A 20,023-nucleotide genomic window follows, 5' to 3' on the forward strand; every position below is an offset into this window, starting at 1 on the left:
GTCCAAGAAGGACAAGCCCCCCGTCGTCGCGAAAACCGACGAAAACGCCCTCCCCCCTCTCGTGCGCCCCCGCATGCTCTCCGGCGACGTCACCCGCCTGCTGAAGTCTCTCGGCACCCGCTTCGAAACCACCCCGTCCCTCGCAAGCACCCCCGGCAAAGTCGCCAGCGCCGCCCCGGACCCGGCGCTCGACGCCGCCAGCAACTGACGCGATGGTGACATGTTCTGCTATCCAGACGTTGCCGGTCGCTGGCCAATAGGGTATATAGAAATGGCGTATTTCTATAGGAGCGTGCGATGTCCTCCACGATTTCGGCGAATGTCGATGGCAGAACGGCCACGAAATTGAAGATGGTCGCGTCGATGGAGAACAGGTCCGTCTCGAACGCGGTTTCCAGCGCGATCACGGTCTTTGTCGGCCTTCCCAAGGGTGTTCGAGACTTCCTGCTCGAGTTGAACGCTCAGGACGATCAGGACACGATCGTCCGGCTTGGCCGCGAAATGATGGCCGCGGCAGCGCGGGTTCGACTTGAGAAGGCGACCATGGACCTGGCATCCGAGCACCGTTTCGGAGGATCGGACGACGCGTCCAGCGAGATCGACATGATGGAAGAGGCAACGGCTTTCAGCCGTGCTGCGGCGCAACGGACATAGTCATGGACCGTCCCGTCCGCGTGTTGCTGGATGTCAACATTTTCGTGGGCAACATCATGGCGCACGACCGTGGTCGCAAAGGCACGGCAACGCAGACCCTGTTGTCGATGGTCAGTAGCCAGACATGGGGTATGAATGCCAGAGCGCAGCTGGTCATCTCGTTCGATATGATCGACACCTTGGAAACGGTGCTCCGTCGGCTGGATTTTACGGAAGACAGAATTACGGCATATTCCGGCTCCATCATCGACATCATGAAGTATGGTCCGGAAGCGCTCGATCCCTATCTTATTTTGGGTGGAGAAGAGCGCTTTGCCATGCCGGATGTCGAGGATGCAGGCGTGTTGGCGACGGCCATCGGCACCGAGGCCGACATTCTTGTGACAGACAGTTTGCGGGATTTCGCAACCAAGGATGCTTCCGTGATCGACACGCAAGTGGTGAACACGACGGCGTCGGGCCAGCGAACCCTGCAGGCTCTCCGGTACCAGATCGGCGGCGCGGATCTCATTGTCGCGCATCCGTTCGATGTGATGCAATGGATGCGCCTTGGCTATGATTTTACGCCGGAGACCCTATGGAACGCCATTCGGAATCCCGGAAATGAAGGCGTCCGATGACGGTGGAAAGCAGCCAGCCCTGATGTTTCGCGTGCCCTTCCTCGTCGCACTCACGCTCTGCGTCGCCTTCGGCGGCGGCATTGCCGTGAGCATTTCCGCGCTCAAGGCCTCCACCGGCTTCGGCTCCATTCGCCTCGGGCCGTGGATCGCCTATCCCAATGCCCAGACCGCCGACACAGACCCTTACGCCAAGGCGCACCGGGCGCGGGCCGGGCGGCTGCTTTACGGCAAGGCGGAGGGCATGCGCTTCACTGCGGAGACGGATGATACGGGCCGGCTGCTCTCCGGTGCCTGCCGCTACGATATCGTCGGCAACACGCCGCCGGCCCGCTTCTGGACCCTCTTTGCGACAGACAGCGCCGACCGGCCGCTGACGGCGTCGGAGACGCTGCCGGTCGCGCTCAACGCCTGGAGCGTGCTGCGCGAGGCGGATACGTCCTTCGTCATCCACGTGGCACCGGACGCCCAGGCGGACAACTGGCTGGCGGTCACCGAACCCCGCCGCTTCCGCCTGGTCCTGACGCTTCTCGATGCGCCGACCGCCAATTCCTCCGGCGCGATCGAGCTGGTCATGCCGAAGATCACGGCGCGGGGATGCGGCCATGCGTAGCCTGCTCTATGCCATCCTCGTCGGGCTGATCGGTGCCGCCCTGCTGCACATCGTCATCATCCTCGCTCTGCCGCGTTTCACGGCGGAGGATGCCTATAGCCGCGTGCTCGGGCTCTACGAGATGGACAGCTTCTTCCCGCTGACCTCGGCGCCGGGACCGACGGGTCTTTCCAACGACGATCCCTATCTCCGGGTCGCGGTCTGCGGCTTTTCGGTGCTCGGCGGGCCGGTCCGGTTCACGGCGTCGGGCGATGTGCCGTTCTGGTCGCTCGCGATCTATGATTCCGGATCGAACGAAATCTTCAGCATGAGCGATGCGACGGCGGTCAACGACCGGGTCGATGTCGTCGCGGCAACGCCGCTGCAACTGGTGGAGCTCCGCAAGCAGCCGGCGGAAACCATCGGACAAACTATCACAGTCGAGATGCCGGAAGACGAAGGCTATGCCGTTCTGAGAGCGCTCGCGCCGCTCGGCAGCTATGAGGCGGCGGCCAGCAAGTTTCTCGGTGAGGCGGGTTGCGAGCCTATGTCTCGGTAGGGCTCAAGGCAGTCAACGCACATATACGCCTGAAGACCTGCAAACAGCCTAGGATCGTCCGGGGAAAAAATCAGTGTTTGTGGTTCGAGCCGTTCAGCGGCTTGATCGTGGAAACACCGGGGGAAACCTTGGGAAGGGTCACGCCTTCCATCCGCTCGTAGCGAATACCGGTGAAAAGCAGGATCGTCGCGTCGTGACGTGCTCCATCGGGGTTCATCTTGCGGCCGCCGCGGTGCTGGCGGTCCTGAAGTCTGATTACATCTGCCATTCTCGTCTCCAATAAACGGGATGAGACGGATGAACTTGAAACAGATTTCATCCTGCCCTCGTCGGGCTGACGCTTCACCGACCCGTCAAGGCCAGCCATGAGCGCCGTTCTCGTTGCTCCTTCTTCCGGATGATTCCGGATGTATTTAGGCTCATACTGCGATGTCGGTGATACGTCCAAATCGTGCCGGCCCGCAGGATGATTGGGCCATAGCTTAGTAAACAAGCTCTTAACTTTGGATACCCCAAACCTAGCGATGGAAAACATCCCGAAAACCTGTCGTCCGCCCGTTGAAACTCGTGATTCGCATGCGAAAATGTGCGGCACAGATTGGAACGCCATGCGCTCCAGTCGCCGAAAGCCGCAACATCCCTCGGGGACATTGCGGCTGAAGAACTTTGCGTCCTGACGACGGGCGATCGGCCTTAGCGGCGGGCGAGAAGGCCCAGCACGAAGGATACGCCGGCGATCGTCAGAAGCGTCGTGACGGGCTCTTCGCGAACGCGGTCACGCAGGCGCTCGGTCAGCACTTCGGCTTCGGACTGGACGACGGCCTTCGCGCCGCTGCCGATTGCGGAGACCGAGTCGGTCAGGCGGGCAATTTCGGCACGCAGATCGGAGATCTGGCTGTCGAGGTCGCTCTTGGCAACGCTGGCTTCGACTTCGGCTTCCGTGCTGGAAACGGTGGCGAATTTCTTATCGATCATTGTCCGGGGCTCCTGTTCGAACTGACGCCATAACGGGCGATCGTCCATTTTGTTCCCCGCTCCACGGAGAAACCCCGTATTTCCGGGCGATGCTGCGCCTGGATCTTGTGGCGCCGAAGACGTGCTTCCCGCCCGTTCAGGATCCGTTCAGGCCAGCCCGCCTAGGAACAAAAACAGGCAGACGCTGTTTTCTGCTTCGCCACTTCTCGTGTGACGGCGTTCATCCGTGCCTTGCCTGCTTCCTATGCGCTTGAAGATTTTCCCGGCGCCGTCGATCGACAATCTTTCTCGTGTCGAGGAGCGAACAGGAAGAAACAGCAGCCGGAAGATGCCATCATGTGGACGTGTTTTACCTTGCTCATAACGTTCGGCACGGCCTGCCAGCCCCCGCCCGCAGGCCGAAAGCTCGATAAGCTACTGGAGGACCCTAGAGTGTATTCCGTCAAATCCATCCTGTCCGGCATAGCGCTGGCCGCCACGCTGCTGGCCCCGGCCGTGGCCAGCGCTGCGGAGGGCTTTGCCACCGCCAATGTCAACATGCGCTCCGGCCCCAGCACCCGCTACCCCGCCGTCGTCGTCATTCCCGTCGGCGCGCCCGTCGAAATCCACGGCTGCCTTGCGGATGCCAACTGGTGCGACGTCTCCTTCTCGCGCGGTCGCGGCTGGGTCTCCGGCTCCTACGTCCAGGCGGAGTACCAGCGCAGCCGCGTCTATGTCGCGCCGCGCTACTATCGCCCGCTCGGCATCCCCACCGTCACCTTCGAACTCGGCAACTATTGGGATCGCAACTACCGGAACCGCGACTTTTATCGCGACCGCGAATACTGGCGCGGCGGCCCGGATCGCTTCGAGCGCGACCGCGATCGTCCACGCTTCGACCGTGACCGGGACAGGGATCGCCCCCGCGTCGAGCGGGACCGCGACCGGGAGCGCTTCGAGCGTGATCGTGATCGTAACCGCTTCGACAATGACGGCCCGCGTTTCGACCGTGACCGCCCCGACCGCGACCGCCCCGACTTCGAACGCGATCGCAACCGGGACCGGGATCGGGATCGCGATGGCAATCGTGACCGTCCCCGCTTCGACCGCGACAATGACGGCAACCGCGATCGCCCGCAGTTCGACCGGGATCGTCGCGACAATGATCGGCGGGACAACGACCGTCCCAACGGCGACCGTCGCGATAATGGCGACCGTCGTGACAACGACCGTCGCAACCCCGATCGGCCCATCCTGGAACGCCCCGATCTGGACGGCACCAACGACAACCGCGGGAACCGCGACCGCGACCGCCGCCGCGCCTGCGAGATCGGCGAACCGGGCTGCACGCTCTAAGCAGCACGTCGTCCCCACGTAAGACAACAGGCGGCGCCGACCACGGCGCCGCCTGTTGCGTTCGAGGGGTGCCTCTCTCACGACCCAAACGCCCTCCCCAGCGTGCAACCCCGCCTTGCGGGCCCCTCGCACACAGCACGCCATTGCCTGCCCCGTTGCCGCACGCCCTTAAGCCGATGTTAACCACGTCGGCATAATCTCCGTCTCATGGCGCGCTCGTTGCCATCGCCGGGACACCTGCATCATGGATTCCAGAGACTTCAACGCGTTGCGCGGAGACGTTCGGAAGACGCGTGAGCTGGAGCCGGCGGCACGAGGCCTGCGCCCGGAAAAGGGCAAGGGATGCCTTGCCGAGGGATGCGTCGGTGTTTTGCGTATGAGGTGGACGTGTGGCGGACCGGTTTCGTGATTTGGAAAGACCTCAGAACGGCCGCGTGAAAGACGCGGTGCTGATGGCAACGGTGTCGAGTTTCGAAGGGCTTCGCCAGCCGCGGCCCTCGGATCTCAAGCAGTTCTGCGAGCTGTTCGAGCCGCTGTTTACGGCCTCCAGCGACGAGGCGCGCCGGCAGGCGGCGGCAGCCCTTGCCAGAAGCCCCCATGTGCCCCCGTCCGTCGCCCTGCAGATCGGCAGTGCGCCCATCGCCATCGCCGCCCTGTTTCTCACGCGCGCCGTTTCGATCGAGGAGCGCGTCCTCCTCGACATCATTCGCCACCAGAGCCCCTCCCACGCCAATGCCATTGCCCGCCGCGACAATCTGAGCGTCCGGGTGGTGGATGCCCTTGTCGAGCGGCGCGACAGCACCTCCCGCCCGGCGTCCTCCATGGCGGAGCCTGCCAAGCCCGCCCCTGCCACAGCGGGTGCCTCGCTGGAGCGCGAGGAGCGTCTGCGCGCGGAGCTGAAAGCGCTTGCCCGCACCGCCGGCCAGCCGCTCGCAGCAGCTGCAACACCACCCCGCCGTCCCCTGCTGGCGCTCGACGCCACGCATGAAGCGCTGCTTGTGCGCTTTTCCCGCTCGGGCGAGGTCAATCTGTTCGCCGCGACCCTCTCGCATGCGCTCGACTGCTCGGCCGTGTTCGGGGAACGCCTCGTCCTCGACGTTTCCGGCTGGCAGCTCGCCGTCACCCTGTCGGCACTCGGCACGCCGCGCGTGGAAATGGTGCGCATGCTCACCACGCTCTACCCCTATCTCGGGGAAAGAAGCGGTGCGGGAACGCGCTGCGATGCTCTGCTCGACGGTATCGATCCGGTGGATGCGAAGACCCGCGTGGAAGGCTGGATTGCCGCTGACGATGCGCGCCGTAATGGGACTCAACGCCATACGCCGATGCTCGGCCCGGAGCGCGCGGAAGACCCGCGCCAGCCGGCCGCCTACCCCGCCCCCGCCAACCAGACGCAGCAGGTCGCCTCCACCTTCTACCGCCGCAACCTGACGCGCAGCGCGCGCTGATCGGCGTTCAACCGTCCGGCTTGATGGTTTCGAAGAGATCGGAAACGTCCTGCGTTTCCAGCTCGACGACCCAGCAATCCGGATCGAACCGGATTTCTCGGGCGAGAGCCGCGTCGATGGCGTCAGCATCGGACGACGAGAGGCGGCACTCGAACAGCCGCCCGCCCTCTTCCTCTGCCGTCACCAGGCTCTGCGGCGCCGGCCCGAACAGCCTCTCCTGCCCGTCCCGCGTCCGCTGGCGGATGAAGATGGCACCGGCCGCCTCGGATCCCTTGCGCAGCACGGCCGCAGTGTCCCCGCGCGAAAAGACGCGGCGGGTGATGGCGGAAACGAAGATATCGGAACGGAGGCGCATGGCCCTGCATAGCGCGGGCGGAGGACGGCGTCTATCGATGCCGGCTCAGGTGGTTAGGTGCGGAATTCTCCACCGGTTCGCGAAGCGTTTCGCACGTTGATTCCGAAAACACGGAGAATCCGCTGGCGCGATTGTGTTTTCCAACCACCTCCGTCATTCCGGGCCTGTCCCGGAATGACGGGGAAAAAATCAATCCGACACCCCCTCAAATCGCGCCGATTTCCTTCATTTTCTTCAGCACCGCGGCACTCGGCTCGCCGGTTTCCGGCAGGCGGTAGTGCTTTTCGAAATGGCGGATGGCCATGCGGGTCTGGTCGCCCACGACGCCATCGACCGACACGTCGGCGTAAGCGAGGTTCGACAGCCCCCGCTGGATGGACATGACCATGCCGGCGCCGCTCGCCCCCGACGCGCTCGATTCGGCAGAGGCCGTTTCGGTCGCCTTGGCGTGGACGGACTTCGGCTTCACCTCCGCACCCCCCTCGGCCGCGCGGATCGCAGCGGCGATCGGGTCGATCTCGGTTGGGGTCTTCGGGGCCGGCGGGATCGCCGTCGGGCGTGGTGCCGGCATGATGGTGGCGATGCCGGGGGATGCCGACGTGCCGCCCTGCAGAGCGGCGAGAAGGCCCTGGCTGACCAAGCCGGTTTGCGGAAGGCCGCTGGCCTGCTCGAAGCGGCGGATGGCCGCTGTGGTCTTGGGCCCCAGACGCCCGTCGGCCTCTCCGTCATAAAAGCCGTGCCGCGCGAGTTCGGCCTGGACGGTGCGCACGAGGCTCGTCGGGTCGAGGTCGGCCGTCGTGTCCTGCCGGGGTGTCGGCTCGCCCGGCAGCGTCGCGAGCGTGTCGGACCCGGGAACGCTGGCGGTGCGCTCGCCGGTCGGCAGGGCTTCGGCCGGAACCTGTCCGGGCTCCGCCTCCCCGGCTTCGTCTTCCCTGCGGATGACGAAGGTCGTGACCTTGCTAGGGTCAGGCACGTCCTGCGGCTCGCTCAGCGACACGCGCGCCGGGTCGGGATGGGTGAAGGGCAGCCGGGTGCGCATCAGCGGCGACGGGTGGTGGCCGGGCTGATACCAGAGCGCATTGGCCGCGACGAAACCGAACACGACGGCAAACGCCGCGGTCCCGCCGAAGATGGCGGGATTGCGCAGCGCCAGACGCAACATGCCGGAGGCGGCACGCAGCACAATGTTCGGTCGGGACGCTCCCTTGCGCTTCAGCGCGGTCGCGCCCTTGGCGGCGCCCGTCTTCCCCTTGACTGTGGTGGCGGGGGCTTTGCGTCGGTCAGGCTGTTTTCGCGTAGGCTTCGCCATCTGCCGCACCTCCTTTCTCAACCCCTGATGTGTGCACACCGGGGTTCAGGGACGTGGAGCCGGCCTGGGTCTTCAGGCGCGGCGGAAATTCTGCGATGCTGTCGGCGTCGGCAAGGTGATCGGCGCTGCTGATGCCGGAGCCGTCGAGCGGCAGGCTGATCCGGATCGCCGTGCCTTCGCGCGGCCGGCTGGAGATGTCGAAGCGGCCGCCATGCAGCGCCACCAGCCCCTTGACGAGCGCGAGGCCAAGGCCCGTACCTTCGTATTTGCGGGTATATTCGTTTTCGACCTGCATGAAGGCCTGACCGAGACAGGCGAGCTTGTCCGCGGGAATGCCGATGCCCGTATCGCTGACGGTCAGCCGCAGGTCTGCACCGACGATCTCCGCGTCGATGGTGACGATGCCGCCGGCGTCGGTGAACTTGATGGCGTTGCCGACGAGGTTGATGAGGATCTGCTGCACGGCGCGACGGTCGGCATGGACTTCGCCCACGCCCCGCATGACGCGGCTCGCCAGCTTGACGCCCTTGGCGTCGGCCTGCAAGCCCAGCATCGCCTCGCAGGCGGACACGGCATCGGCAACGACGAAGGGCTCGGCGATCAGCTCGTAGCGCCCGGCCTCGATCTTGCTCATGTCCAGCATCGTGTTGACGACGGAGAGGAGATGGGCGCCGGACTGGTTGATCAAAGCGACATATTCGCGCTGGCGATCGTTCTCCAGCCGGCCGAAATATTCCCCGGAGAGAATGTCGGAAAAGCCGAGGATGGCGTTGAGCGGCGTGCGCAGCTCGTGGCTGACGGCCGCAAGGAATCGGGTCTTCGCGTCGTTGGCGCTTTCCGCAGCTTCGGCCTTGCTCGCGGCATCGGCCTTGAGCGCGACTTCGGCCGAGATATCGCGCGACTGGACGAGAATGCCCGACAGCATGCCGTCTTCGACGATGGCGGCGAGTTCGCACCGCATATGCAAAAGCTGGGCGCCGCCTTCCGTCATGGAGCCGCGTTCAAGCCGCAGCTCGACGGTCTCGCTGTCGGCGCCGAGCCGGATCGTGTCGATGGCGCGCAGGAAGGCGATGCGGTCGGAGACGTGGATCTGCTCGATGAAGCCGCGGCCGGTCGGGTCGCGCATCCAGGCGAGGAAGCTGGACGCATCGCGGCCGTGCACGGATGTTACCGAGCCGCGCAGGTCGTGCAGCGTCACGAGGCCGGCGAAGAGATCATAGGCGAGCGCTGCCGGAGCGACGGGTGCCGCGAGGGGCGTGACCGGGCTCGCATTGCGGCCGGCAAGGCCGACGGCGGCGAGACCGCCGACCAGCGTCAGCGCGCCGACGAGGCCGGCACCGACCGGCAGGGCCAGCGACAGCGGCAACACGGCGGCAAGGGCCAGCGGGGCGATCGGGAAGGCGATGAGGGCGGAGGCTGCAACGGTGCGGATGGCGGAAAGCTCGCGCTCGGTCGGTGCCGGGCGGGGCAACCAGAGCCTGGCGGCATCGTCCACGCGGGACGCAAACCTTCCAGCGATGTTCCGCACAATTGTCACGCCCGACCCTGCATTTTTCGTTGCCCGGAACGTCCTGCCCCGGTTGTTCATGAAGTGCCGCGCGGTCGTTTCCGGCCCGTCGAAAAGGGTGGAACGATCGTCATCGGACAAGGCCGAATGTCTCACCGGCGGCTTAATGAAACTCTAAGTGAACACCCCCGATGTGTTGCAAAACGGCTTCACCGGCCCTCCTGAGCCAGATTCGGACGCCCTTTGTTTGTTGTGGTTAACGTGGCGTAACCGTTGAAATCATGGTATTTTTCGAGTTAATTTAACCACTGTGGCATCTCGCTCCACTGCCGGAAGCCGCATTTGCAGGGGGCCCGGGCGCGGCCGCCGCCTTGACCCTTAACGCGATTGGCTCAAATGCCCTTCAAATGCGGGTCAAATGCAGATCGATCGAATTTTACGAAAAGACGCCTCAAATACAGGTCTCGTTTTCAAGGCCGTGTTGGAAGAGGTGCCCTAGTTTGACGTTCGACCGAGCTGCCTCCCATCATCGGTAACCGGCACAGACCGGCGATATCGGTGAGGACATGGAACAGCAGGCGGTCGGGACAGTTGCGTGAACGTGAAGAACGGGGTCGACCATGTGGTTTCTGATCAAGGCAGCATTCTGGTTTTCGCTGGTGCTCGTCCTCCTGCCGATCTTCGGCACGGAGGAAGCAGCGCAGCCGCAGGCTGCGGCCGGTGCCAAAATGGATATCGGCCAGACGGTTTCCGCCGCCAGCGAGGCGATCGGCTATATCAGCGCCATCTGCCTTGAGAAGCCCGACGTCTGCACCAAGGGCGCCGAGACTTTCAATGCGCTCGGCCACCGCGCCAAGGACGGCGCCCGCATCGCCTATCAGCTGCTCGAAACCCAGTTCGGCGACGAGAAGACTGCCTCGGCAGGCGACACCGTAACACCGGGTGACGCCGTGACCACGGGTACCGTGCCGGAGCAGGCCCTGCCCCCAGCCGCGCCCTCTGCCGCCGCTGCCGCCGAACCTGCGCTTTCGGAGACCCATGAGGATCTCGGCTTCACGCGTATCCCGGTGCCGGAAAAGCGCATCCCGCCGAAGCCGCATCGCGCCTCCTGACCGGCCCGGCGCTTGCCACCAAAACCCCTGTGAAAGCCTCGCCCGCCACGCCGATCCACCTTCTCAACGCGGACCCGATCCCTTATAGAGACGGCATGACCGATGCCGCCGCCTTCACCCCGACGCCCCTTTCCGAAATCCTCGAGAACTGCGCCTATCTCGACGATTGGCAGGACCGGATGAGCTATGTGATCGAGCTCGGGCGCACCCTGCCGGACCTGCCGGAAGAGAAGCGCACGGCTGACAACAAGGTGCAGGGCTGTGCCAGTCAGGTCTGGCTGGTGAGCCACGCCGCAGAGGGCGCTGATCCCGTCCTGACCTTCGAGGGCGAATCCGACGCCCATATCGTGCGCGGCCTCGTCGCCATCGTGCTCTCGATTTTTTCGGGCAAAAAAGCCTCCGAGATCGCGGCGACCGATGCGCTGGACCTGTTCGGCCAGATGGGCCTCATCGAGTTCCTGACGGCCCAGCGCGCCAACGGCCTGCGTTCCATGGTCAAGCGCATCCAAGACCAGGCGGCGGTGCGGCTGAAAGGTTGAGCTTCTTCGCGTCTGAAGAGATGACCCCACGCCTTCGTCTCGCGACCATCACCCGCCGCGTCCGCGACCCCCATCCACATCCGGGCGATAGCCTTCCGCGCCCCAGGCATGGGTGCGGCGCGCCGGTGATGCCGGTGGGGGTGGGGCGTAGTGGCGGGCGAGCGCCATGAGGGCGGCGCGGAGCAGGAGTTTTGCCGAGCGGGCCGGCCATTGGCGTTCCCGCTCCACCGTCTCCAGCCCCTTTTCGAAACCGCAAACGTCGATGGCGACGCCGCAGAGTTCCGGGCCGACCGCTTCCATCGCCCGCGCCACGCGGGTTCTGGCCGTCATGGCGCTGTCGGCGATCTCACTGCTGCCGCCGCGGCTTCCCTTCGTGCGCGTTGACAGCCGGGGTTCGTAGGACATGGTCATGCGCGGCTGCAATTGCGCGCGGGTAAAATCCCGGTGCAGCCGCTGCCCGGCCTCCAGCGCTTCGACCGGCAGAAACGGCTTGCCGGATTTCTCCTTCAGCCGGGCGATATGGGCAAGCGGCGATTCCGAGAGATTGACCTGTACCGTCTGCCGGCCGACTGCCGTTTCCACCGTGCTCGGCGCGATGTGCCGATGCTGGCCCGCGAACGCCGCCTCCGGGTCGGACAGCGCGCGCTTGAGGAAGGGCACGGCCGGCGAAAGCACATGCCAGCGACCGGACGCCTCGGGCCCGACAGCATCGATCCTGGCGACGAGACCGAGGGAGACGGCCTCGCGCATCGCCGCTGGCGGCAGGGTGCGCTTCGCACCGTCCGCACGCGTGACGATCACGTCGGCGCCCTCCTCCGTCACCGTGAAGGTGGCCACGACGGCGGCGTCTTCTGCTATGTCCGGCCGGGCTTCGCCGGATCTCGCCCGCCGGCCGCCCACGAGGTGGCGGACCAGCCGGACGAGATCGGCGCGGGCGGCGGCGTCCGGAGGCCTCGTGTCACGCATGGGCGGCGTCTCCGGCCGGCGGAAAGACGGCCGTGATGACGCGCTCGATGGCGGACACGAAGGCGTCGAAATCGGCATCGTCGCGGCGATCCTCCACTACATGGCAGGAATAGCTGACCGTGGAGCGATCCCGACCGAAGGCGACGCCGATATCGGTCAGCGAGACCTGCAGCACGACATGGCTGACATACATGGCGATCTGGCGGACATGCGTCATCATCCGCCGGCGGTCGCGCCGCAACTGCTGGCGATCCCCGACCATCATGGTGAGTTCCTCGACCACATCGGCCACCATGCGGCAGCGGGCCTGCGCCAGCGGGTCGGGCGCTGCCGTATCGGGCAGTTCGGAAACCCGGGATGTCGCGGGAGCGGCGGACGGCGGCCATACGGATTTGCATTCGGGCGCACGGGCAAACTCATGACCGGGCGCAGCCGTCCCGTAAGACGCGGCCCGGATCAAGAAAGGTCTCGTGACCAATGGAGACGGTGAGACTGCGGGACGGAGATCGTCCGGAAAACGACCAAGGAGGCCCAATGGGCCCATTGTCGTCAGAGCGCTATCGGCATGTGCAGGAGGCATGGTCATCGCGGATCTCCGTTATAGGAATAGTTTCACATAACCTACGCCGAAGACGAAACGAGTGCTACAGCCGACTCACAACTTTCTGTTGAATTCTTTCATGTTTCCGATAGCCTTCTGAATCATATAGGCATTTTTTCCTTGATCCAGTTCCTAACCAGAGGCTTCCGCTCTCCGGACATGAAAAAGCCGGACCGGATAAGGATCCGGTCCGGCGCGATGGAAACATCTTGCTTTACAAGGCTGATAAAAATCTTGCCGAGCTTACTTGGCGGCGCGCTTGCGGCGCTGGCCGAGGCCCATTTCGCGGGCGAGGCGCGAGCGCGCTTCGGCATAGGCCGGGGCGACCATCGGATAATCTGACGGCAGTTCCCACTTTTCGCGGTAGTCTTCCGGCGACAAAGCGTGGTGCGTCATCAGGTGGCGCTTCAGCGACTTGAAGTTGCCACCGCATTCCAGGCAGGTGATCTGGCCGTCCTGAACCGACTTGCGCACGGATACAGCAGGCTTCGGTTTTTCCACGGCAGCGACGACGGGAGCCGGTGCGCCGGTGTTGTTCAGCGCCGTGTGCACATCGCCGATAAGAGTCGACAACTCCGAGACGGGCACGACATGATTGCTGACATAGGCGGCGACGATTTCTGCGGTCAGTTCCACGAGCAACTCGTTGCCATGTCCTGCAACACCGAGTCCGGCCGTGCCATGTCCTGCCATCTGTTCACTCATTTTGTTCTCCTTTCGGGCGATTGTCTCGTTTTCACCCGCAGATTCGCAGGCTTTTCCATGAAAGCGTCATTTGTCCCATGGAAATGCGATCGATTGCGGTAAAAACCAGCACGATTGCATCACAATGGAACGACCGAATTACTTGATGAATGCACTTGCATTGGACGCCGCATATCTTTCCCCTACCCCGAAAAGACAACCGAATTCTGTAGAGATATTTCGGCGACGACAACCTGCAGTATTTTCAGTCTCAGACACTTTGCCGTTACTCGAATAACATTCACCCCAAAAATGTCAAACCCGTTTTTCAATAGATGCAAGACTTGGCGGGTGAAACGACGCGTCCCGGAACAGTTGTCACAAGCAATCCCGATAGAAATGCGCGCGTTCATCTATCGAGACCCCCCTTTCGGGGCAACATCCGTGCGTGCACCACCGGCGAGGGCTGCGATTCTCTGCAACCTGCGATTCTCACCTCGCTCGCATGCGTTTCCATGAGCAGACATTACTATAAAGCCGCGCAGCACGAGGGCTTGCGTTGGCTTTGCTTGCACGCCGCGCGTTCCTATATGAAGCGCAGTCTCAAGATGAGGAGAACGACATGACCGAACATCGCACGCATGCTGCCGGAGACGGCGCAAACACCCCTCTGAAGGTCGTGAAGAGCGATGCGGAATGGCGCGAGCAGCTGACGCCGGACCAGTATCGGGTCACCCGCCAGCACGGTACGGAACGAGCGTTTTCGAGCCCTGATTTCGCGCTTGGCAAAGCCGGCACCTATCGCTGCATCTGCTGCGGCAACGCGCTCTACGACGCCCGGACAAAGTTCGATTCGGGAACGGGCTGGCCGAGCTTCTTCCAGCCGCTCCAGCCTGAAGCGGTGACGCAGGTCACCGACCGTTCCTACGGCATGACGCGGACGGAAGTGAAATGCGCCGATTGCGACGCCCATCTGGGCCACGTCTTTCCGGACGGACCGGCCCCGACCGGGCTTCGCTACTGCATGAACGGCGTGGCGCTGAGTTTCGAGCCGGCTTAGGCGACCCGGCCTGAGCGACCCGATTTAAGCGGGGGTGCTGCCGATGACCGAGAACACGGCCGAGAAGTGGACGGCGGCGGCGGTCACAACGAAGCCGTGCCAGATGGCGTTTTGAAAGCGCAGCCGTTCCCACACATGGAAGATGACGCCGGCGGAGTAGATGATGCCGCCGGCGAGAATCAGCAGCATGGTGGCGCCGTTCAGCGTCGTCAGCAGCGGCCCGACGGCCAGCACGCCGCTCCAGCCCATGGCGAGATAGAGCACGATCGCGAGCTTGTCGTAACGCCCGGGAAAGACGCATTTCAGCGCGATGCCGAGAGCGGCGATCAGCCAGATGCCGACGAGCATGGCGGCCAGGAACGGATCGTTCCAGCCGCTTTGCAGGAAGGGTGTATAGGTCGCCGCGATCAGGATGAAGATCGAGGAATGATCGAACCGGCGCAGCAGCCATTTGGTGCGCGACACCGGCCACATATTGTAGACGAAGGAGATCGACAGCGTGGCGACGAGGCCGGCGCCGTAGATCGCGGCGGCAGCGATCTGCCCCGCGGTGCTGGCCGCACTGGCATGCACCAGCAGGATGGTGACGCCAATGAGCGCGAAGGCGAGACCGATGCCATGGACGATGCCGTCCGCGATCATTTCGGTCCGGTCGTAGTTCCACTTGATGCCCTTGATCTCCACGCGCGCTTCGTCTCCAGATCCGTTTCAGGTCAGGCTACGCATCCGCCGCCCGTTTGGCGAGCCCCGATGGGCGCGCGTCCGTCACTTTCGGTGACGAATCGATCATCGGCGATGATGCAGGCGGGAGGATGACGGAATAGGCCCGGCGGGCGGAAAATTGCTGCGGGTGCGAAAAAATTTTGGCGCAGGCGCGAACACGTTCGCGCCGGGCCGACGAATTTTCCGTGCAAGCACGAAAAATTCGCGCCGGGATTGTCAACGCATCCGAGACGATCCATCGCCGATCCCGGGGATTTCGCCTCGCGCCCAAGGGGTGCATAGTCGGCCCTCTTCGGGGACCCTGCCATGGACGATCTGCGCCGACGCCGCCTGCTGCACATGACGGGTATGGCGCTCGTCCTGCCCGGCATCTTCCCGAACACCCTCGCAGGAGCGACCGAGATGACCCTTTCCGACCTGATGCGCACCCCTTCGCCGGATCATCCGCTCGCCTCCGAACATCCCACCTCCGAACATCCACTCGCCATGCCGGCCTTTATCGATCACGCGCGGCTGGTGGTGCGCGACCTGCCGCTCGTGTCGTCCTGGTACCAGTCCGTGATGGGGCTGAGCCTGATGGAGCGGTTGCCAAGCGGCGAGACGCTCGGCGCCGGCGGACGACCGCTGCTGACGCTCACCACCTCTGGCCATGCGACCACGGCGCCGCGCAACGCGCCGGGCCTGTTCCACACGGCCTTCCTCGTGCCCGACCGGGCAGCGCTTGCCCGCTGGCTGGCCCATGCCGCGGGCCTTCAGGTGCCGCTGCAGGGCGCATCGGACCATCTGGTCAGCGAGGCGATCTATCTGGCGGACCCCGAGGGCAACGGCATCGAGGTCTATCGCGACCGGCCCCGCGCCAGTTGGGCAACCCAGCCCGACGGCACGTTGAAGATGGCCACCCTGCCGCTCGATCTCCAGACGCTCTACGACGAGGGCCTTGCGCTTGCCCGGGGACACACCCATTGGGGCGGCATGGCGGCGGGCACGTCGCTCGGCCATCTCCACCTGCAGGTGTCGGACCTGCCGCAGGCGGACACCTTCTTCCGCGACGTGCTCGGCCTCGATCTGATGGGCACCTATCCGGGCGCCAGCTTCTTCTCCACCGGCGGCTACCACCACCACCTCGCCGCCAATATCTGGAACACGCGCAACGCGCCCCGGCGCGTCGCCGAGATGACCGGGCTCGGCACCTACGCCCTCCGCTTCAACGATACGGCAGCACTTCAGACGGCGCTCGCCGCGCTGGACCGGCTGGAAATCCCCACCGCCCGCACCGGCGACACCGTCTCCCTCACCGATCCGTTCGGCATCGGGCTGACGCTGTCGGCCTGAGACGGCCGAGACCCCTCAGCCTGGGCGGCGCACCACGAGGGATGTGAGCTTCAGCGCGATAGGGCGGACGATCAGCACGCTGACGAAGGCGGCGGGCATGGCAATGAGGTAGGCGGCGGCCACGCGCATCGGCAGGCCGCTGTCGACGCCGCTGTTCACCGAAACGATGATCCAGCACATCACGAAGGCCATGATGCCGGCCATGAAGAAGGCGAAGACGTAAGGTGTCGCCGCAGAGGGGAGGCCGGTCTTCGCAGACCGGGCAGCGGGGGATGTGGGGGTTGCGTTCGTGGGCATGGTCGCTCCGAAATGTTGAATGTCGATACCCTTGTCCTAGCCGCAAATGCCGCCTTCGATTAGAGGCTTGCAGGCTCCATCAATCTGAAGCAAAACTTTCGAATGATCGGGATCGGGAGTGCGCGCAGCTATGGACAGCCTTCGCGGGATCGAGAGTTTCGTGCGCAGCGTCGAGATGGGCAGCATTGCGGCCGCCGCCCGGCAGCTCGGCATCAGCCCTGCGGCCGCCAGCCAGAACATCGCCCGGCTGGAGCGCGACCTCGGCGTGCGCCTGATGCAGCGCACGACGCGCCGGCTGGGGCTGACGGATAGCGGGCAGGTCTATTTCGAGCGCGTCCGCCATGTCGTCCACGCGCTGGAGGCAGCGGCCACCGCCGTTTCCGCGCTCAACGACGCGCCACGGGGAAGGCTCACCGTTTCCGCCTCGGTCGCGTTCGGCCGCCATGTCATCGCGCCGCTCATTCCGGGCTTCGCCAGCCTCTACCCGCAGCTTTCCGTCGAGCTCGTCGTCACCGACAGGGCCGTCGACCATATCGCCGAGGGCATCGACATCAGCGTGCGGTTCGCCGAGCAGCTGGAGCCCTCGCTGATCGCCCGCCGGCTCGTCACCGTGCCGATGATGATCTGCGCCTCGCCCGATTATCTCGCCCGCCGCGGCCATCCCAAGACGCCGGAAGATCTCGTGCATCATGATTGCCTGCTCTACCGGCTGGCGACGCATGGCCGCCTGTTCCGCTGGACCTTCCTCAAGGACGGCACATTGTACGAGCCCGATATCAAGCCGAAGATCATCAGCAACGATATCGATACCCTGACCTCCATGGTCCTCGCCGGTGCCGGCATCGCCCGGCTCGGCGCGTTCATCGCCGACGAGTTGATCGCGAGGGGTTCGATCGTACCTCTGTTCAGCGACACGGTCGGCGGCAGCGACACAATCGCGGCGCATACGCCCTTCACCTTCTACGCCTGCACGCTCGACCGCCACAGCGCCACGCCGAAGATCCGCGCCTTCATCGATTACGCGGTCGCGGCCTTATCCTCGCGCTGAGGCCACGCGCTTTGCCGCTTGAATGCGCCGGCTGCGGCATCTATGTGCTCGATATCCCAGAGCATCGTCCTGCGGCTATAACGAAGAGATGGAGCGTTCCCGGTGATCCGGAAAAGCTTCAGCGAACCCCCGGAGATCGCATTGTCCGACCAAGCCCCCGTCTTTTCCAGCCTGCCCGTTCCGCCTGCAGCACACAAGAAGCCGCTGAGCGACACCCGCCACGGCATCACCCGCACCGACGACTATGCCTGGTTCCGGGCCGACAACTGGCAGCAGATGTTCAAGGACACCTCCATTCTCGATCCCGAGATCCGCGCGCATCTGGAGGCCGAGAACGCCTATATGAAGGCGGCGATGGCGGAAACCGAGGCGCTGCAGAAGCAGCTTTTCGCCGAGATGAAGGGCCGCATCAAGGAGGACGACAGCTCCGTACCGATGAAGGACGGGCCGTTCGCCTATGGCACCGCCTTCGTCACCGGCGGCGAGCAGCCGCGCTACTTCCGCCAGCCGCGCGACGGCGGCGAGCGCGTGGTGCTGCTCGACGGCGACAAGGAGGCTGCGGGCAAGGACTATTTCCGCCTCTCCGGCATCGACCATTGCACCGATCATTCGCTCGGCATCTGGGGCTATGACGACAAGGGATCGGAATATTTCACGCTTCGCATCCGCGATCTGGCGACCGGCGAGGACCTGGAAGACGTGATCGCCAACACCGGCGGCGATGGCGCCTGGGCGCCGGACGGCCGCAGCTTCTTCTACACCGTGCTCGACGAGAACCACCGTCCGTCGAAGATCTTCCACCATGTCATCGGCACGCCGCAGGCTGACGACCGGCTGGTCTACGAGGAGGAAGATCCGGGCTTCTTCATGGGCGTCGGCGCCTCCATGCTCGACGACGTGATCTACATCGACATTCACGACCACGAGACCAGCGAATACCTGCTGATCCCCACCTCCGACCTCCATGCCACACCGAAGCTGGTCGCCGCGCGAGAGACCGGGCTCGAATACTCCATGACCGAGGGCGGCGACGTCTTCTACATCCTGACGAATGCCGATGGCGCCAAGGATTTCAAGATCATGGAAACGCCGTTCGACCGGCCGGAGCGGGAGAACTGGCGCGAACTCGTGCCCCACACGCCGGGCCGGCTGATTCTCAACCACATGGCGTTTGCCCGCCACCTCGTCTGGCTGGAGCGCGAGAACGGCCTGCCGCAGATCAAGATCCGCGACCGCCGCACCGGCGAGGAGCACGCGATCGCCTTCGCCGAGGAAGCCTTCTCGCTCGGCCTGTCGGGTGCTGCCGAATACGACACCGACGTCATCCGCTTCTCCTACTCCTCGATGACGACACCGAGCCAGCTCTTCGACTACGACATGACGACCCGCGAGCGGACGCTGCTGAAGACGCAGGAAGTGCCCTCCGGCCACAATCCGGACGACTACGTCACGCGCCGCGTGTTTGCGCCCTCGCATGACGGCGCCTCCGTGCCGGTGACGCTGCTCTATCGCCGCGATGTGGCCCTCGATGGCTCCGCACCCTGCCTGCTCTATGGTTACGGCGCCTACGGCATGTCCATTCCCGCCTCGTTCAACACCAATTGCCTGTCGCTGGTGGATCGCGGCTTCGTCTATGCCATCGCCCATATCCGCGGCGGCAAGGACAAGGGCTTTGCCTGGTACGAAGACGGCAAGATGGAGAAGAAGACCAACACGTTCAAGGACTTCATCGCGGCGGCCGATTATCTGAATCAGGAACGCTTCACCTCCTACGCGAACATCGTCGCCGAAGGCGGATCGGCCGGCGGCATGCTGATGGGCGCCGTCGCCAACATGGCACCGGAAAAATTCGGCGGCATCATCGCGGCCGTTCCCTTCGTGGACGTGCTGAACACCATGCTCGACGACACCCTGCCGCTGACCCCGCCGGAATGGCCGGAATGGGGCAACCCGATCGACGACGAAGCGGCCTATCATCACATCGCCAGCTACTCGCCCTACGACAATGTGGCGGAAAAACCCTACCCCGCCCTCCTCGCCCTCTCCGGCCTCACCGACCCGCGCGTGACCTATTGGGAGCCGACCAAGTGGGTGGCGAAGCTGCGCGACAAGACCACGGGCGACCAGCCGATCCTTCTCAAAACCAACATGGGCGCCGACCACGGCGGCGCCTCCGGCCGCTTTCAGCGGCTGGAGGAGATCGCGTTCGAATATGCGTTTGCGATCAAGGTGGCGCGGAAGATGTGAGGGGGTAAGGGAGAAGAAGAAAGACCCTCTCTGCCCTGCCGGGCATCTCCCCCACAAGGGGGG

The 20,023-nt window shown here is 64.5% G+C and carries 23 protein-coding genes; 13 read left to right on the plus strand and 10 right to left on the minus strand.

Annotated features, from left to right (window positions below; translation table 11 throughout):
- The 5 genes from G8E10_RS23160 to G8E10_RS23180 all read left to right on the plus strand — a co-directional run.
- Positions 1-208 (plus strand): hypothetical protein (locus tag G8E10_RS23160; protein WP_167130847.1); only part of this gene is annotated, 208 nt, incomplete at its 5' end.
- An 89-nt stretch (positions 209-297) separates the two neighbouring features.
- Positions 298-654, plus strand: a complete 357-nt coding sequence (locus tag G8E10_RS23165) for a hypothetical protein (protein ID WP_167130848.1) — start codon at positions 298-300, stop codon at positions 652-654.
- A 2-nt stretch (positions 655-656) separates the two neighbouring features.
- Entirely contained in the window at positions 657-1,274 is a 618-nt protein-coding gene (locus G8E10_RS23170) for a PIN domain-containing protein (RefSeq protein ID WP_281517772.1), read from the plus strand.
- Between the two features lie 22 nt (positions 1,275-1,296).
- Positions 1,297-1,884: a DUF1214 domain-containing protein gene (locus G8E10_RS23175; protein ID WP_167130891.1), complete on the plus strand. Its 588-nt coding sequence runs from the start codon at positions 1,297-1,299 to the stop codon at positions 1,882-1,884.
- Entirely contained in the window at positions 1,877-2,422 is a 546-nt protein-coding gene (locus tag G8E10_RS23180) for a DUF1254 domain-containing protein (RefSeq protein ID WP_092932726.1), read from the plus strand. The genes G8E10_RS23175 and G8E10_RS23180 overlap by 8 nt, the downstream gene beginning before the upstream one ends.
- A gap of 70 nt (positions 2,423-2,492) precedes the next feature.
- Here G8E10_RS23180 and G8E10_RS23185 read toward each other — a convergent pair whose 3' ends face one another.
- Complete coding sequence (locus G8E10_RS23185; RefSeq protein ID WP_132663623.1) at positions 2,493-2,690, minus strand: hypothetical protein; 198 nt, start codon at positions 2,688-2,690, stop codon at positions 2,493-2,495.
- A 425-nt stretch (positions 2,691-3,115) separates the two neighbouring features.
- Complete coding sequence (locus G8E10_RS23190; protein ID WP_092932722.1) at positions 3,116-3,397, minus strand: hypothetical protein; 282 nt, start codon at positions 3,395-3,397, stop codon at positions 3,116-3,118.
- Between the two features lie 432 nt (positions 3,398-3,829).
- Here G8E10_RS23190 and G8E10_RS23195 point away from each other — a divergent pair, with 432 nt between their 5' ends.
- Together G8E10_RS23195 and G8E10_RS23200 are read left to right on the plus strand one after the other, a co-directional pair.
- Positions 3,830-4,732, plus strand: a complete 903-nt coding sequence (locus G8E10_RS23195; protein WP_343289865.1) for an SH3 domain-containing protein — start codon at positions 3,830-3,832, stop codon at positions 4,730-4,732.
- Between the two features lie 434 nt (positions 4,733-5,166).
- Positions 5,167-6,180, plus strand: a complete 1,014-nt coding sequence (locus G8E10_RS23200) for a hypothetical protein (RefSeq protein WP_167130851.1) — start codon at positions 5,167-5,169, stop codon at positions 6,178-6,180.
- Between the two features lie 7 nt (positions 6,181-6,187).
- Here G8E10_RS23200 and G8E10_RS23205 read toward each other — a convergent pair whose 3' ends face one another.
- The 3 genes from G8E10_RS23205 to G8E10_RS23215 all read right to left on the minus strand — a co-directional run bounded on the left by G8E10_RS23205 (position 6,188) and on the right by G8E10_RS23215 (position 9,381).
- Entirely contained in the window at positions 6,188-6,535 is a 348-nt protein-coding gene (locus G8E10_RS23205; protein WP_167130852.1) for a DUF1491 family protein, read from the minus strand.
- 205 nt (positions 6,536-6,740) lie between these two features.
- Positions 6,741-7,844: a peptidoglycan-binding domain-containing protein gene (locus tag G8E10_RS23210; protein WP_167130853.1), complete on the minus strand. Its 1,104-nt coding sequence runs from the start codon at positions 7,842-7,844 to the stop codon at positions 6,741-6,743.
- Entirely contained in the window at positions 7,816-9,381 is a 1,566-nt protein-coding gene (locus tag G8E10_RS23215) for an ATP-binding protein (RefSeq protein WP_167130854.1), read from the minus strand. The genes G8E10_RS23210 and G8E10_RS23215 overlap by 29 nt, the downstream gene beginning before the upstream one ends.
- A 590-nt stretch (positions 9,382-9,971) precedes the next feature.
- Between G8E10_RS23215 and G8E10_RS23220 the strand changes: the two genes are divergently transcribed.
- Both G8E10_RS23220 and G8E10_RS23225 read left to right on the plus strand, forming a co-directional pair.
- On the plus strand, positions 9,972-10,463 hold the full coding sequence (locus G8E10_RS23220) for a DUF5330 domain-containing protein (RefSeq protein WP_167130855.1): 492 nt from the start codon (positions 9,972-9,974) through the stop codon (positions 10,461-10,463).
- Positions 10,464-10,558: 95 nt separating this feature from the next.
- The gene (locus tag G8E10_RS23225) at positions 10,559-11,002 is read left to right on the plus strand and encodes a SufE family protein (protein ID WP_167130856.1); all 444 of its coding nucleotides are present in this window, start codon (positions 10,559-10,561) and stop codon (positions 11,000-11,002) included.
- A gap of 48 nt (positions 11,003-11,050) precedes the next feature.
- On the opposite strand, the gene G8E10_RS23230 is transcribed toward G8E10_RS23225, so the two are convergent.
- The 3 genes from G8E10_RS23230 to G8E10_RS23240 form a co-directional block, all read right to left on the minus strand.
- Positions 11,051-11,968, minus strand: a complete 918-nt coding sequence (locus tag G8E10_RS23230) for a DUF6456 domain-containing protein (protein ID WP_167130857.1) — start codon at positions 11,966-11,968, stop codon at positions 11,051-11,053.
- The gene (locus G8E10_RS26150; protein WP_245507085.1) at positions 11,961-12,428 is read right to left on the minus strand and encodes a helix-turn-helix domain-containing protein; all 468 of its coding nucleotides are present in this window, start codon (positions 12,426-12,428) and stop codon (positions 11,961-11,963) included. Before G8E10_RS26150 ends, G8E10_RS23230 begins: the two co-directional genes overlap by 8 nt.
- 384 nt (positions 12,429-12,812) lie before the next feature.
- Entirely contained in the window at positions 12,813-13,262 is a 450-nt protein-coding gene (locus G8E10_RS23240; protein WP_167130892.1) for a Ros/MucR family transcriptional regulator, read from the minus strand.
- A 613-nt stretch (positions 13,263-13,875) separates the two neighbouring features.
- Here G8E10_RS23240 and msrB point away from each other — a divergent pair.
- Positions 13,876-14,313, plus strand: coding sequence for a peptide-methionine (R)-S-oxide reductase MsrB (gene msrB, locus G8E10_RS23245; RefSeq protein WP_167130858.1), 438 nt, complete (start codon positions 13,876-13,878; stop codon positions 14,311-14,313).
- 24 nt (positions 14,314-14,337) lie between these two features.
- Here the strand turns inward: msrB and trhA are convergent, their stop codons facing one another.
- Complete coding sequence (gene trhA, locus G8E10_RS23250; RefSeq protein WP_167130893.1) at positions 14,338-14,955, minus strand: PAQR family membrane homeostasis protein TrhA; 618 nt, start codon at positions 14,953-14,955, stop codon at positions 14,338-14,340.
- Positions 14,956-15,456: 501 nt separating this feature from the next.
- Here trhA and G8E10_RS23255 point away from each other — a divergent pair.
- Positions 15,457-16,368, plus strand: a complete 912-nt coding sequence (locus tag G8E10_RS23255; protein ID WP_425530871.1) for a VOC family protein — start codon at positions 15,457-15,459, stop codon at positions 16,366-16,368.
- A 15-nt stretch (positions 16,369-16,383) separates the two neighbouring features.
- On the opposite strand, the gene G8E10_RS23260 is transcribed toward G8E10_RS23255, so the two are convergent.
- Entirely contained in the window at positions 16,384-16,665 is a 282-nt protein-coding gene (locus G8E10_RS23260) for a DUF2798 domain-containing protein (RefSeq protein ID WP_110726596.1), read from the minus strand.
- Positions 16,666-16,795: 130 nt separating this feature from the next.
- Here G8E10_RS23260 and G8E10_RS23265 point away from each other — a divergent pair, with 130 nt between their 5' ends.
- Together G8E10_RS23265 and G8E10_RS23270 are read left to right on the plus strand one after the other, a co-directional pair.
- Complete coding sequence (locus tag G8E10_RS23265; protein WP_167130859.1) at positions 16,796-17,713, plus strand: LysR family transcriptional regulator; 918 nt, start codon at positions 16,796-16,798, stop codon at positions 17,711-17,713.
- Positions 17,714-17,854: 141 nt separating this feature from the next.
- Positions 17,855-19,960, plus strand: coding sequence for a S9 family peptidase (locus G8E10_RS23270; protein WP_167130860.1), 2,106 nt, complete (start codon positions 17,855-17,857; stop codon positions 19,958-19,960).
- Positions 19,961-20,023: the final 63 nt, after the last annotated feature.

The sequence above is a fragment of the Ferranicluibacter rubi genome (genome assembly GCF_011603255.1).
Lineage (GTDB): Bacteria > Pseudomonadota > Alphaproteobacteria > Rhizobiales > Rhizobiaceae > Ferranicluibacter > Ferranicluibacter rubi.

Bases quoted from the DNA above. Each gene is read 5' to 3' on its own strand.
- G8E10_RS23165 (WP_167130848.1), top strand. From the start codon at position 298: ATGTCCTCCACGATTTCGGCGAATGTCGATGGCAGAACGGCCACGAAA.
- G8E10_RS23170 (WP_281517772.1), top strand. From the start codon at position 657: ATGGACCGTCCCGTCCGCGTGTTGCTGGATGTCAACATTTTCGTGGGC.
- G8E10_RS23175 (WP_167130891.1), top strand. From the start codon at position 1,297: ATGTTTCGCGTGCCCTTCCTCGTCGCACTCACGCTCTGCGTCGCCTTC.
- G8E10_RS23180 (WP_092932726.1), top strand. From the start codon at position 1,877: ATGCGTAGCCTGCTCTATGCCATCCTCGTCGGGCTGATCGGTGCCGCC.
- G8E10_RS23185 (WP_132663623.1), bottom strand. From the start codon at position 2,690: ATGGCAGATGTAATCAGACTTCAGGACCGCCAGCACCGCGGCGGCCGC.
- G8E10_RS23190 (WP_092932722.1), bottom strand. From the start codon at position 3,397: ATGATCGATAAGAAATTCGCCACCGTTTCCAGCACGGAAGCCGAAGTC.
- G8E10_RS23205 (WP_167130852.1), bottom strand. From the start codon at position 6,535: ATGCGCCTCCGTTCCGATATCTTCGTTTCCGCCATCACCCGCCGCGTC.
- G8E10_RS23210 (WP_167130853.1), bottom strand. From the start codon at position 7,844: ATGGCGAAGCCTACGCGAAAACAGCCTGACCGACGCAAAGCCCCCGCC.
- G8E10_RS23220 (WP_167130855.1), top strand. From the start codon at position 9,972: ATGTGGTTTCTGATCAAGGCAGCATTCTGGTTTTCGCTGGTGCTCGTC.
- G8E10_RS23225 (WP_167130856.1), top strand. From the start codon at position 10,559: ATGACCGATGCCGCCGCCTTCACCCCGACGCCCCTTTCCGAAATCCTC.
- G8E10_RS23230 (WP_167130857.1), bottom strand. From the start codon at position 11,968: ATGCGTGACACGAGGCCTCCGGACGCCGCCGCCCGCGCCGATCTCGTC.
- G8E10_RS23240 (WP_167130892.1), bottom strand. From the start codon at position 13,262: ATGGCAGGACATGGCACGGCCGGACTCGGTGTTGCAGGACATGGCAAC.
- msrB (WP_167130858.1), top strand. From the start codon at position 13,876: ATGACCGAACATCGCACGCATGCTGCCGGAGACGGCGCAAACACCCCT.
- trhA (WP_167130893.1), bottom strand. From the start codon at position 14,955: ATGATCGCGGACGGCATCGTCCATGGCATCGGTCTCGCCTTCGCGCTC.
- G8E10_RS23255 (WP_425530871.1), top strand. From the start codon at position 15,457: ATGCGCACCCCTTCGCCGGATCATCCGCTCGCCTCCGAACATCCCACC.
- G8E10_RS23260 (WP_110726596.1), bottom strand. From the start codon at position 16,665: ATGCCCACGAACGCAACCCCCACATCCCCCGCTGCCCGGTCTGCGAAG.
- G8E10_RS23265 (WP_167130859.1), top strand. From the start codon at position 16,796: ATGGACAGCCTTCGCGGGATCGAGAGTTTCGTGCGCAGCGTCGAGATG.